Source organism: Marinactinospora rubrisoli, from assembly GCF_042664915.1.
Classification (GTDB): domain Bacteria; phylum Actinomycetota; class Actinomycetes; order Streptosporangiales; family Streptosporangiaceae; genus Marinitenerispora; species Marinitenerispora rubrisoli.
In genome coordinates this window covers 318,685-331,272 of record NZ_JBHTBH010000004.1, presented here as the reverse complement: position 1 = coordinate 331,272, position 12,588 = coordinate 318,685, and the positions used below count along the sequence as shown (strand labels likewise).

Genomic DNA, 12,588 nt, shown 5'->3' with positions numbered 1-12,588 from the left:
CGTGCCACGCCGCCGCCCCGACGGCGAGAACGTCGAGCGGATCCAGCAGGACCTGATCCGCGATGGCGAGCGCGACGGGCAGCGCCCGGGCGCGGTCGGGCGCCACCGGCCGTTGGCCGCGCCCAGGTCCCCCATGGCCGCCGGGCAGGGCAAGGCCGACTGCACCGCTCTACGGGCCGCCGACGGAGTCATGGCCGGCCCAGCGGTCAAGGGACCGGGACCGGCCGCCGTCGGCGTTCATCGGCTCCTGGCCGTGGAGGTGCGGGACCTGCTGGAGGACGCTGGCGCTGACCGGAACGTGCGCGGCGAACGGCGGGAACCCGGCGGACGATGACGCCCGCCGGGCACCGCGCGCCGGTCACGCCCGCCAGGCGCCCCGGGCGGCCGCCTCGGCGGCGTAGTCCGCGAAGCTCTTCGGTCCGCGTCCGGTCACCCGCCGCACCACGTCGCTGGGGGTGGCGTCGCCCGACTCTCGCAGCGCCGCGAACGCCGCGGCCTCCTGACGCGCTTCCGCCTCCGGCGCGCCGTCGGCCACCCGCGCCGCGACGTAATCCTCCGGGGCGCCACGGAACCGGATCTCCCGGCCGGCCGCACGGCCCACGATCGCCAGGGCCTCGGCGAACGAGAGCGCCTCCGGGCCGGAGATGTCGTAGCTACGGCCGGTATGCCCATCCTCCGTGAGCGCCGCGGCGGCCACGGCGGCGATGTCGGCGGCGTCCACGAACGCCTGACGGAGGCCGCCCAGCGGCAGTGTCAGCTCGCCGGCCAGGACGTCGGCGCGGAACACGCCCTCGTCGAAGTTCTGGTTGAACCAGTCGGGCCGCAGCACGGTCCAGTCGGCGCCGGACTCCCGCACGGTCCGTTCGGCCGCCATCAGCCGCTCGTCGCCCATGACCTCGATGCCCTGGCTGGAGAGCAGCACCAGCCGCCGCACGCCGCTCTCGACGGCGCACCGGACGAACGCCGGGTCGACCGGCAGCTCGTGCGGCGCCATGAGGTACATCCGCGCCACCCCGGACACGGTGGGCTCCCAGGTGGTGGGGTCGGTCCAGTCGAAACGCACGTCGCCGTGCCGCGCGGCGGCGCGCACCGGATGGCCGGCGGCACGGAGCAGGCCGGCCACCCGCCGGCCGGTGCTGCCCGTGGCGCCGAGCACCAGAATCGGAGCCGTGTTCATGATCGGCAGTGAATCAGGGTTTCCTGCCAGCGCGCGTCAGGAACCGGCGGAGAATTAGCCGGCCGGTCGGCGGCGGGGAGGCTGCCGCCCTGATCGCGCCGCGCGTCGACGCCAACCGCGCGCGGCTGCGCGCCGCCGCGAACGCGCCGGCGATCTCCACCACGATCGCCACGATCGCCGCGGTGGGCGGGGCCGCTACGCCGGGATCCGCGACCGGCTGCGCGCCCACCCACTGCGCGGCGCGGCCGTGGCGGCCGGGTCCTGACCGCGGACCGTCACCGGACGGCCGTCGCCGCGGTGCGCAGCAGCTCGGCCACCGGGCCGGGAAAGTCCGGAAGCATGCGCAGCGCCAGCGTCCAGGCATCGGGATCACCGGCGACGGTGGCCTTGACCAGCGCGCTGAGCTCGCTCCCCCCGCGCTCCTCGTGGTCGTGCTTTCCGAGCTGAGCGAGCACCGCGCGGGCGGGGCGGCCGTGCTCCAGCGCCTCGGCCCAGGTGACCCGGCCGGCGTCGATCGCCTTGCCGAGCCAGTTTTCGCCGACGCGGTCCGCGAGCCCGGCGTCGTACTCGGCGAGGACGTCGGCCGCCGGCACGCCTTTCATCAGCTTGCTGTACTGCTTGGCCTCCCGCCCGAACAGCACCTTTTCGGCGCTGATCTCGGCCGGGCACCCGGGAATGCGCTGCATCATGCCGATCACGTCCGGTGTGAACGGCGCACGCCGGTGCTCGGCGAGCAACGCCTCCCACTGCCAGACGTGAGTCTCGGTGACGTACACCGCGCGGTCCCGCCGCTCCTTCCGGAACGCCGCGATCTGCCCCTCGGCGCTCTCGCCGCGGGTGACCTCCGCCCGCAGCTCGGCGAGGGCGGCGTCGGTGTCGGGCCGTGCCAGCAGGCATTCGACGGTCGTACGGGACTCGTTGTAGGTGCTGTAGCAGATGGGCGCCTCGGACATCAGCCGGGCCAGCGCGTGCCGGCCGTGCCGTTCCCACACGTTGAGCATCAGACGCAGTTGCGGGATGCGGCCGATCACGTACACCGTCCGCATGATGTGGTGCTGCAGCCGCAGGTCGGCGCAGTCGAGGGCGTCCTGCGGCTGCCACGGGTACGGACCGTCGAGCAGCCGCCGCAGCAAGACCGGGTGCAGCGGAACCGGTGTGGTCCTTTCCTCCGGAGAACACCGCGCCGGGCCGAACGGTCGGCCGCACAGCATGCGGCGGCGCTGCTCAGAGGTGAGGTGGTTCTGGAAGAAGAGCGCCGCGTTGACCTCGGGGTCGTCCAGGGCGGCGAGGCGTTCGATCTCGTCCGGGTGGAGGCCGGGCCGGCCCGCGAGCAGCCGTAGCTCCGCGGTGCGGCCGGGTTCCAGCGCCCAGGAGATCCACTCGGGGCGCCATCTGCCGGTGACCAGCATGTCCTGGGCCGTCTGGCCGTCGACGAGCGGGCGCAGGGCGGTGAGCGTCGTGAAGGAGGCGAGGTCGAGAAGGGTCTGGAACGCCGTACGGACGTCGACCGGCGGCAGTCCGACGCCGTCGGCGGGCACCGGGTCCGCGTCGGGCCAGGCCCCGGCCCCGTCACCGGACGCGGCTGCCGCAGCGTCCAGCAGTTCCGGAACGCTGCCGGCGAAGTCCGCCAGGAGCGCCCGTGCCGCCCGCCACCGGGCGAGGTCGCTCCCGAGCCGGTCCTCGGCCAGCTTGGCCAGACCGGCGGTGAACTCCCGCCACGCCGTTTCGGCAGGGCCGTCCGCCTCCCGTGTCCGGCCGGCCTCCGCGAGTGCCGCCACGGCCGGACGGCAGTTCGCCAGCAGTTCGGCCCCCGTGACGTCACGCCCCAGCGCGCGCCGGATGACGGCCCGGACCGCCTCGGCACGCCCTTGCGGGACACAGTCGGCGGTGAGCAGCCGAAGATCGGGCCGCGGGGTGTGTTCGGCGACGGCCAGCGGCTGGGTGGCGTAGCAGGCGTCGCGCACCTCGTCCGGGCAGTCGGCCCGGGCGGTCAGCGCCGCCGCGGCGGCGGCGTCCAGCGGCCGGGCGCGCACCGCGGCCAGGACCGCCGGCCAGTCCAGTGAATCGCGCAGGTCCAGCAGTTCGGCGCGGTCAGCGAGATCGGGCTCGTACAGCTCCTCCAGGACGCCGGCGGTTCCCTCCGCCTCGGCGACCGCCCGGCGCAGCGCCTCGGCGTCGTCGGTGGCGGCGACCCGGCGGACGAGGTCGGCGGTCTCCGGCCGCAGGGCCACGTCGCCGAGCGACGCCAGGGCGGCGGCGCCGTCGTGCTCGTAGAGGGACAGCGCGGCCCGCAGTTGCTCGGCACGGGAGAGCTCGCCGCCGAACGCGGCCAGCGTCGCACGCACCATGGCCGGGTCCGAGCACGTGACGGCGGCCCGCGCCCACCGCACGTTCCACCTCGCAAGGGCGTGGGCCAGCATGCGGCGACGCCCGGACGTGGCCGGATCCACCTGGACCGAGGAAAGGATCTGACGCCGCAAGCGCAGGCTCCAGGGGGCGTCTTCCTCCTGGTTCCCCGGCAGCGCCTTCTCCAGCATGGCGGGGTGCCCGGAGGCGGCCAGCCGCTCCCGCACCGCCGGGATCCGCTCCACCACCGAGTTGGTGAAAAGTAGGGCGTTCAGGACATCGGATGGCCCCTCACCGTCGCCAGGAGCGGAGACGACCGCGTCGATCAGCCGGTCAAGGCTCTCCGGCTGCGCGGCGAGGTTCGGGTTCTTCGCCACTTCGGCCATGAGCGCCGGATCACCGCTGTCCACCACCGCGTGGATCAGCCCGGACGGGAGCCGGCAGGCGCGCAGTCCCGTCGCGATGACGTCCTTGGCACCATTGAGTTGCCGTTGCCAGTCCTGTGCCGGGGCGGCGGCAAGCAGCGGGCCGACGGCGTTGCGGGCGGCGGTGTCCATGGGTTCTCCATGAGTGGTCGGGCGGCCCGGGAGACATCTCACGTGCCCGAGTCAAGCCGCGAGGGCTTGTGCAGGCTGCGAGAAGGCCCGGCATCCGCTGTAGGTCTGGCGGGTTCGCGGGCAGTGGTAGAAACGGCCCGGGAGCTTGTTGAACGGGTTGCGCCGGGCTGAGCCGTGGCGATCTCCGGCTTCGCGTCGGCGCTTGTGGTGCGCGCGAGCTCCGGGCGACGCGCGCAGAGCGGTGCGAGCCCACACTTGGCCGCAGGATGCGAGCCGGCGGTTCTTGACGACTCGGTGTGCCATGCGCCATCGCTCCGACTACCTGAGCGAGCGGTTCGACCACCTGACGCGGCAGGACGAGCGCCTGGTCTCCGCCTCCCTCGACCAGGATCTCGAACCGTTCGCGATCTGCCGAGCCGGTGGCCAGAAGGTCACGGATTCCGCGTAGCGCACGGGCGGCCGTCTCCGGGTGGGCGACGCCTGGCGGCACGGAGCCACTACCGGTGTACGCCGTCATGGTTCCAGCCTCCTGATCGCACAGTCCGCAGCGATCGAAGCAGCCGGACCAGCGAGTCGGCGAACACCGCCGAATCGGGACCGGCGGACACCTTGACGGGGCCGGTTCCCGGCCCCGGTGCCGCACGCCGCCGCTCCGGCCACCACCCCCACCAGCGCTCCCGTGAGCGCCACCCCCGCGGCGAGGACCGCGAGGTGGCGGGGCGGGACGATCGCGGAGCGTGGCCTGCGCCGGCAGGCCGAGGATGGGCAGAGTGACCAGCGAAAATTCAGAGATGACGGTGCCGTGGGCAGGGACACCCGGCCGGTTCGTTCGTGGACCGGCCGGGCGTGGTGCGGGTGCCCGGCACAACCGGTCCAGGAGGAGCCGGGCACGGTCAGGACGCCGCCGTCGTGGCGGTGCGCAGCAGTTCGGCGACCGAGCCGGGGAAGTCGGGGAGCATGCGCAGCGCCAGCGCCCACGCCTCGGGGCGGCCGTCCAGGGTGTCGCGCAGCAGCGCGGCGAGTTCCGCGCGGCCGGTCTCCGCAGCCGGGTGCTCGGGGAGCTGGGCAAGCGCCACCTCGGCGGGGATCCCGCCGGCCAGCCACGCCCGCCAGTCGGCCCGCTCCCGGTCGCCGACCCGGTCGGGGGCGGTGCCGCTCGCCTCTGGAGCGGCACCGCTGGGGGCGCTCAGTTGCTCGGGGAGCGGCTGGCCGGAGTCCATCCGAGCGTAGGCCACCGTGCGCCACTGCTCGCGCAAGGGTTTCGTGCGCGCGGCCTCGTGGCGCAGACTCGCCGGGCACTCGGGGATGTTGGCCAGGCCGGCCAGGCTCATGGCGGAGAACGGCTCGCGCCGGTGTTCCTTCCGCAGCTCGTCCCAGTGCCAGGGGTGTGCCTCCCGGTAGAGCTCGGCGTTGTCCCACTGTTCCTTGCGGATGGCGGCGATCTGCCACTCCGCGGTCTCTCCCTCGGCCACCGTCCGGCGCAGGTCGGCGAGGGCGGCATCGGGGTCCTTGGCGGCGAGCAGCTTCTTCACCAGCGCCTTCGTCTCACGGCGGAACGGGTTGCGGGAGTAGGTCACCGGCTTCAGGTCCTCCCCGATCAGCGCCGCGACCTCGGCGGGACCGTGGCGTTCCCAGGTGTTGAGCAGCAGGCGGAGCTGTGGCCCCACGCCGCGCACCCGGATGTGCCGCAGGATGTGCCGCTGCAGGCGCGGGTCGGCGCAGTCCATCGGGTCTCGGGGACGCCAGCCGCCGGAGCGCTTGAGCAGGTGCGCGACCAGGGCGGGGTCGAGCGGCAGCGGGGTGGCGCGCGCGGGGTCGAAGGGCCGTCCGGAGAGCAGCCGCTCGCGCTGTGGTGCGGTGGCGTTGGCGCGCAGGAACAGCTGGGCGTTGATCGCCGGGTCGTCCCGCCGCATGAGGCGGTCGATGCCCTCGGTGTCGAGCGAGCCGCGCCGGGCCAGCGCGGCGGCGTACCTGCCGTTGCCGGACGCGACGGCGAAGTCCAGCCAGCCGGGCCGCCATGTGCCGTGCGCGAGCAGGTCGTACACGGTCCGGTCGTCCACGTGCCGCAGCAGGTCCAGGTGGTCGTCCGGTGCCGCGTTGAGCAGGGTGAGGAACGCGGCGCGCGCGCCGCTGGGCGAGGCGGCACGGCCGGGCTCCGGCATGGCGCCGCCGTCCGGCCAGCCCGGCTTGGGCGGCCGGCCGCCGCCCGCGGCGACCTCGTCGAGAAGTTCGGCCACGGTGCCCTTGAACGTCTTCAGCCGGGCGCGCAGCACCCGCCACCGTTCGGGATCGGCACCGAGCCGGTCCGCGACCAGTGTGCCGAGGGCGGCGGTGAAGTCGTCCCAGGTCTCCTGGGCCCGCCGCGGGCCGTCCGGGCGCTGGCGGGCGGCCTCCAGCACGGCACCGGCAGGGCGCGCGTGCTCCAGCAGGTCGGTGCCGGTCGCCCCGTTGCCGAAGCCGCGCCGGACCATGGTGCGGACGTGCTTGGCCCCCGCGGCGCCGGCCGGAGGCGCGGTGAGCAGCCGCGGGCCGATCCGGGCCGCGTGCCCGGCCACCGCCTCCGGCCGCGCCGCGAAGAGCTGGACGCTCGTCTCCTCGGGACAGTCGTCCCGCCCGGCGAGGAGGCGGGTGGCCTCCTCGTCGAACCGCTTCTCACGGGCCGCCTCGGTCACCGCCGGCCAGTCGAGCGTGTCGCGAAGCTCCAGCAATTCGCCGCGGAGGTGCAGGGTCGTGTCCCGTAGTTCGGAGATGGCGCCAGGCGTGCCTTCGGCCTCGGCCAGTGCGGCGCGCAGCGGCGCGGTGTCGTCGGTCGCGGTAACACGCTCCAGGAGCGCGGCGGTCTCGGCCGGCGGTCCGCCCGCTTCGAGCGTCCGCAACGCGGGGAGCCCACCGTCGTGTTCGTGGACGGTCCACAGGGCGCGCAGTTGTTCAGCGGGGAGCAGCTCCGCGCCGACCCGCTCCAGCACGTGCCGGGCGACACCCGGCAGCTCGCAGACCACGCCGGCGCGCAGCACCCGCGGACTCCCCTGCGCCAGCAGCCAGGAGACCACTCCGCTCTGCGACGTCCACCCGGGGTCGTCGGCACGGGCGGTGGCCAGCACCGCGCGCCGCTCGCGGAGCCGCCATGGGGAGTCGCGGTCCAGGATGCGCCGCGCGACCCGCGGATGCCCGCTCGCGGCGAGCCGCCGCCGCAGCGCCCGGCGCGCCACGCGGTCGGCGGCGTTCGTGAGGTCGCCGTCCCTCGGGACCTCGGCGGCACGGAGCAGACCATCGATCAGCCTGATGTCCCCGGCGGCCAGCACGGCGTCGGCCAGCTCGACGGGCAGCCGCCAGGCGTGGTCCCGAAGCACCACTTCCAGTGCGGAGCCGAGCACGTCACCGGCGCCCGCGACCTGCCGGGTCCAGTCCTGTGGCCCGGCCGCGCCGAGAAGCTCGCGGATCGCGTGGACGTTGGCCGTCGTGGGCATGCGAGGAACTCCTTTGGTGCGGTGCCGGAGTGGGACGGGAGCGGCGACCTGGCGGTGAGCCGCCTCCGTGGCCGGGAACGGACAACACGACCTCCGTGGCCGGGAACGGACAACACCGCCTCCGTGGCCGGGAACGGACGAGCGTGCCCCGCACCGTAGCGCGGCGGTCCGACAGCCGGGACGGGCCCCTGGCGAGCGAATCGGTACCGCGCCGCCGGAAGCGGAGGTTCGGACGCCGGGTGTGGACGGTCGGTTCCATGCGTTCAGGCTCACCTCTGCACGGACGCGCCGGCCACCGGAATCGACAGGCTGTGAACGACCGGAGAGCGACCGCGCGGCCCCGCGCGCGGGGACCACCGAGGAGGCACCTTGCGCCGCGCGGTGGCCGTGGACGACGATGCGGGGATGAGCGAGGTCGACGGACTGGACGGCATGCGGGCGCGGCTGGCCGAGTGGGCGCACGAACTGCCGCCGTTCGTCCGGGCCGCCGCCCTGGGGGACACCGCCGAGCTGACCCGCCTGCTGGCGGCCGGCACCCCGATCGGGGAGGGCGATGATCGGAACTGGACCGCGCTGCACGCGGCGGCCGCCTCCAGCCGACTCGACGCGGTCACCCTGCTGCTGGACTCCGGCGCCGAGGTCAACGCACGCGACACCAAGGGGTTCACGCCGCTGCTCAACGCCATAGAGGCGCACCCGGGCGTCGTGGCCGCCCTGCTGGCCGCCGGAGCGGACCCCGAGGCGCGGGAACCGCGCGCGGGCTGGCGTCCGCTGCTGCGGTTCGCCGAGTACGGGAACGCACCGGGGGTCCGGCTGCTGCTCGCGGCGGGCGCCGACGTCGACGCCTGCGAACCCGACGGCTATACGGCGCTCATGGCCGCCGCGGAGTACGGCGAGCGCGAGTGCGCCGAACTGCTGCTCGCCGCGGGCGCGGACCCGGCGCGGACCTACTGGGACCGGACCCCCGCGGAGCTGGCCCGCCACCGCGGTCACTCCGAGCTCGCCGACCGGCTCGCCGCCGCGGCCCGCACGGCACCGAGCGGCGGCGGCTGATCGGGCGGCCCGGCGCGGTGCCATGCCCTCCGCGTCGGCACTCCGATCCGCCCCGATACGAATATCGGCCCGGACTGCGCACCAGTCAGTCCGGGCCGATTCACAACGGCGGTGTGAGGGGGGTGCCTAGTCCCAGTCGAGTCCGCCGCCGGTCTGGTACTCGATCACGCGGGTCTCGAAGAAGTTCTTCTCCTTCTTCAGGTCCATCATCTCCGACATCCAGGGGAACGGGTTCTCCGTCTCCGGGAAGATCGGCGCGAGTCCGATCTGCTCCGCCCGCCGGTTCGTGATGAAGTGCATGTACTGCTCGCACAGCTCGGCGTTGAGCCCCAGGATGCCGCGCGGCATGGTCTCCCGCCCGTAGGCGACCTCCAGCTCGCACGCCTCGGTGAGCATGGTGCGCACCTCGGCCTGGAACTCCTCGCCCCACAGGTGCGGGTTCTCGATCTTGATCTGGTTGATGACGTCGATGCCGAAGTTCAGGTGGATCGACTCGTCGCGCAGGATGTACTGGTACTGCTCGGCGATGCCCACCATCTTGTTACGGCGGCCGAGCGACAGGATCTGCGCGAACCCGGTGTAGAACCACATCCCCTCGAACACCACGTAGAACGCCACGAGGTCGCGCAGGAACGCCTGGTCGGCCTCGGGGGTGCCGGTCGCGAACTCCGGGTTCTCCAGGTTCTGGGTGTAGCGCAGGGCCCACGCGTCCTTCTCGGTGATCGAGGGGATCTCGCGGTACATGTTGAAGAGCTCGCCCTCGTCCAGGCCCAGGCTCTCGCAGATGTACTGGAAGGTGTGGGTGTGCACCGCCTCCTCGAACGCCTGGCGCAGCAGGTACTGCCGGCACTCGGGGTTGGTGAGGTGCCGGTAGACGGCCAGCACGATGTTGTTCGCCACCAGCGACTCCGCGGTGGCGAAGAAGCCGAGGTTGCGCCGGAGCATGAGCCGCTCGTCGTCGGTGAGCCCATCGCGGGACTTCCACAGCGCGATGTCGGCCTGCATCGCCACCTCGGTGGGCATCCAGTGGTTGTTGCACGCGGCGAGGTACTTGTCCCACGCCCACCGGTACTTCAGCGGGAGCAGCTGGTTGACGTCGGCCCGGGCGTTGATCATGGCCTTGTCGTCCACATTGACGCGCGCGGCGCCGCTCTGGATCTCGCCGAGGCCGGTGGTGTCGGGTTCGGAAACGCTGGTCATCAGTTCTTCTCGTCCGTGGTGGGGCGGAGCGGCGGGCCCGGAGACCGGGCCACCGCTCCGCCGGGTCGGGCCTGGCCGTGCCGCTCCGGGCCGGCGGCGGACCGGCCCGGAACGGGTGGGGACTGCTACTGGCAGGCTTCGCAGTCGGGGTCGTCGATCGAGCACACCGCGCCCGCGTTGAGGTCGAGCTCCGGCGCGGAGCCGGCTCCCGCGGCCGGGGCCGGGCGCGCGGAGGCGTCCGGCCGGGGCGCGGGCGAGGCCGCCACCGCGGCGGCCGGGACCGCCGCGACCGCGTTCAGCTTGCCGTCGGTGCCCTTGAGCGTGCTCTTCTCCACGTGGGTGGCGCTCTGGGAACGCAGGTAGTAGGTGGTCTTCAGCCCCTTGCGCCACGCACGCCGGTACAGCTCGTCGAGCTTGCGCCCGCTCGGCGCCGCCATATAGAGGTTCAGGGACTGCGCCTGGTCGATCCACTTCTGCCGCCGCGATCCCGCGTCGACCAGCCACGACGGCTCGACCTCGAACGCGGTCGCGTACAGCGCCTTCAGGTCGTCGGGGACGCGCTCGATCCGCCCGAGGCTGCCGTCGTGCAGCTTGAGGGCGGCCACCATCTCGTCGTCCCACAGCCCGCGCTCCTTGAGGTCGCGGACCAGGTAGGCGTTGACGACGGTGAAGTCGCCGGACATGTTGGACTTCACGTACAGGTTGCGGTAGATCGGCTCGATCGACTGGCTCACGCCGGTGATGTTGGCGATGGTGGCGGTCGGCGCGATCGCCATCACGTTGGAGTTGCGCATGCCGACGGTGCGGACCTGCCTGCGCAGCCCATCCCAGTCCAGCCGGGTGGTGGTGTCGACGTCCAGGTCACCGCCGCGCGCCTCCGCGAGCAGCCGCAGCGAGTCGATGGGCAGCACGCCCTGGCTCCACAGCGACCCCTCGAAGCTGGCGTAGCGCCCGCGCTCGGCCGCCAGCTCCACCGAAGCGGCGATCGCGTGGTAGCTGATCAGCTCCATGCTCTCGTCGGCGAAGTCCACGGCCGCTTCGGATCCGAACGGCAGCCGGAGCCGGAACAGCGCGTCCTGGAAGCCCATGAGCCCCAGCCCCACCGGGCGGTGCCGCAGGTTCGCGCGCTCGGCCTCCGGGATCGTGTAGAAGTTCACGTCGATGACGTTGTCCAGCATCCGCACGGCGGTGCGCACCGTGCGCCGCAGCCGCTCGGTGTCGATCCCGTCCTCGGTGACGTGCTGCGCCAGGTTGACCGAGCCGAGGTTGCACACCGCGACCTCTTCGGCGCTGGTGTTCAGCGTGATCTCCGTGCACAGGTTCGAGGAGTGCACCACGCCGGTGTGCTGCTGGGGCGAGCGCAGGTTGCACGGGTCCTTGAACGTGATCCACGGGTGCCCGGTCTCGAACAGCATGGTGAGCATCCGCCGCCACAGGTCGACCGCGCGCACCCGCCGCCACACCTTGATCTCACCGGCGTCGGCCGCCCGCTCGTAGGCGGCGTAGCGCCGCGCGAACTCCGCCCCGTACAGGTCGTGCAGGTCGGGGACCTCGTCCGGCGAGAACAGCGTCCACTGGGCGTCGCTCTCGACCCGCTGCAGGAACAGGTCCGGCACCCAGTTCGCGGTGTTCATGTCGTGGGTGCGCCGCCGCTCGTCCCCGGTGTTCTTGCGCAGGTCGAGGAACTCCTCGATGTCGATGTGCCAGGTCTCCAGGTACGCGCAGACGGCGCCCTTGCGCTTTCCTCCCTGATTGACCGCCACTGCGGTGTCGTTGGCGATCTTCAGGAACGGCACGACTCCCTGGCTCTGCCCGTTGGTGCCCTTGATGTGGGCGCCCATGCCCCGGACCGGGGTCCAGTCGTTGCCGAGGCCGCCGGAGTACTTCGACAGCAGCGCGTTGTTGCTGATGCCGTGGAAGATCGCGTGCAGGTCGTCGCCGACCGTGGTGAGGAAGCACGACGACAGCTGGGCGCGGCGGGTGCCGGAGTTGAACAGGGTCGGGGTGGAGCACATGAAGTCGAACGAGGACAGCAGCTCGTAGAACTCGATGGCGCGGACGTTCCGGTCGTCCTCGCGGAGCGCCAGGCCCATGGCGACCCGCATGAAGAACGCCTGCGGCAGCTCGTACCGTACCCCGTGGCTGTGCAGGAAGTAGCGGTCGTACAGGGTCTGCATGCCCAGGAAGGTGAAGTCCAGGTCGCGCTCCGGCCGCAGCGCGGCGCCGAGGCGGGCGAGGTCGAAGGTCGCCAGCTCGGGGTCGAGCTGCTCCAGCTGGACGCCGCGGGCGACGTAGTCGGCGAAGTAGCCGGGGTAGCGCTCGGCCATCTCGGCCTGGCCGGCCTCGTCAAAGGAACCGGCGAGGAAGGTGAGCGCCTCACGGCGCAGCTTGTCCAGCAGCAGGCGGGCGCTCACGTAGGAGTAGTCCGGGTCGGCCTCGACGAAGGTGCGCGCCGCCATGATCAGCGCGAGCTCCAGTTCGGCCGCCCCGATCCCCGGGTACAGCGTGCGCTTGGCCTCGGCGAGCACGGTCTCCGCCGAGGCGCCGTTCAGGCCCGCACACGCCTCACCGACCACCAACCGCACGCGTTCCATGGGGTCGGCGGGGGGTGCCGCCGCGGCGCGGTCCGGTGTGACGTCGGTGTCGAGGGTCATGGTGGTGTCTCCAACCAGATAGCGAAAGCCGGTGGGGGTGCCGGGGGGAGCGCACACGCAGGAGACGTGGGCACGACCGCCCACGCTGCAACGATCTCCTGGTATCGCGGCGGCCCACCCTCGAAGCCCCGTTC

Annotated in this window: 8 protein-coding genes; 3 read left to right on the top strand and 5 right to left on the bottom strand. The window is 73.1% G+C overall.

What is annotated here, in order from left to right; translation table 11 throughout:
• Window position 1: 1 nt before the first annotated feature.
• Complete coding sequence (locus ACFQRF_RS10610) at window positions 2-334, top strand: hypothetical protein (protein WP_379870842.1); 333 nt, start codon at window positions 2-4, stop codon at window positions 332-334.
• A gap of 24 nt (window positions 335-358) precedes the next feature.
• Here ACFQRF_RS10610 and ACFQRF_RS10605 read toward each other — a convergent pair whose 3' ends face one another.
• Both ACFQRF_RS10605 and ACFQRF_RS10600 read right to left on the bottom strand, forming a co-directional pair.
• A complete protein-coding gene (locus tag ACFQRF_RS10605; RefSeq protein WP_379870841.1) occupies window positions 359-1,177 on the bottom strand; it encodes an NAD(P)H-binding protein in 819 nt (272 codons plus the stop codon).
• Between the two features lie 275 nt (window positions 1,178-1,452).
• On the bottom strand, window positions 1,453-4,080 hold the full coding sequence (locus ACFQRF_RS10600) for a hypothetical protein (protein WP_379870840.1): 2,628 nt from the start codon (window positions 4,078-4,080) through the stop codon (window positions 1,453-1,455).
• A 301-nt stretch (window positions 4,081-4,381) separates the two neighbouring features.
• Here ACFQRF_RS10600 and ACFQRF_RS10595 point away from each other — a divergent pair, with 301 nt between their 5' ends.
• The gene (locus tag ACFQRF_RS10595) at window positions 4,382-4,528 is read left to right on the top strand and encodes a hypothetical protein (RefSeq protein ID WP_379870839.1); all 147 of its coding nucleotides are present in this window, start codon (window positions 4,382-4,384) and stop codon (window positions 4,526-4,528) included.
• A gap of 445 nt (window positions 4,529-4,973) precedes the next feature.
• On the opposite strand, the gene ACFQRF_RS10590 is transcribed toward ACFQRF_RS10595, so the two are convergent.
• Complete coding sequence (locus tag ACFQRF_RS10590; RefSeq protein ID WP_379870838.1) at window positions 4,974-7,547, bottom strand: hypothetical protein; 2,574 nt, start codon at window positions 7,545-7,547, stop codon at window positions 4,974-4,976.
• 405 nt (window positions 7,548-7,952) lie between these two features.
• Here ACFQRF_RS10590 and ACFQRF_RS10585 point away from each other — a divergent pair, with 405 nt between their 5' ends.
• A complete protein-coding gene (locus tag ACFQRF_RS10585; protein ID WP_379870837.1) occupies window positions 7,953-8,600 on the top strand; it encodes an ankyrin repeat domain-containing protein in 648 nt (215 codons plus the stop codon).
• Window positions 8,601-8,726: 126 nt separating this feature from the next.
• Here the strand turns inward: ACFQRF_RS10585 and ACFQRF_RS10580 are convergent, their stop codons facing one another.
• Window positions 8,727-9,800 (bottom strand): ribonucleotide-diphosphate reductase subunit beta, encoded by a 1,074-nt coding sequence (locus ACFQRF_RS10580; RefSeq protein ID WP_379870836.1) that lies wholly within the window; start codon window positions 9,798-9,800, stop codon window positions 8,727-8,729.
• A gap of 125 nt (window positions 9,801-9,925) precedes the next feature.
• Entirely contained in the window at window positions 9,926-12,454 is a 2,529-nt protein-coding gene (locus ACFQRF_RS10575) for a ribonucleoside-diphosphate reductase subunit alpha (protein ID WP_379870835.1), read from the bottom strand.
• Between the last annotated feature and the right edge of the window lie 134 nt (window positions 12,455-12,588).

What these genes read in the sequence shown, in the direction of transcription:
- ACFQRF_RS10575 (WP_379870835.1), bottom strand. Translation starts at nt 12,454, where the DNA reads ATGACCCTCGACACCGACGTCACACCGGACCGCGCCGCGGCGGCACCC.
- ACFQRF_RS10590 (WP_379870838.1), bottom strand. Translation starts at nt 7,547, where the DNA reads ATGCCCACGACGGCCAACGTCCACGCGATCCGCGAGCTTCTCGGCGCG.
- ACFQRF_RS10595 (WP_379870839.1), top strand. Translation starts at nt 4,382, where the DNA reads ATGCGCCATCGCTCCGACTACCTGAGCGAGCGGTTCGACCACCTGACG.
- ACFQRF_RS10585 (WP_379870837.1), top strand. Translation starts at nt 7,953, where the DNA reads ATGAGCGAGGTCGACGGACTGGACGGCATGCGGGCGCGGCTGGCCGAG.
- ACFQRF_RS10605 (WP_379870841.1), bottom strand. Translation starts at nt 1,177, where the DNA reads ATGAACACGGCTCCGATTCTGGTGCTCGGCGCCACGGGCAGCACCGGC.
- ACFQRF_RS10600 (WP_379870840.1), bottom strand. Translation starts at nt 4,080, where the DNA reads ATGGACACCGCCGCCCGCAACGCCGTCGGCCCGCTGCTTGCCGCCGCC.
- ACFQRF_RS10580 (WP_379870836.1), bottom strand. Translation starts at nt 9,800, where the DNA reads ATGACCAGCGTTTCCGAACCCGACACCACCGGCCTCGGCGAGATCCAG.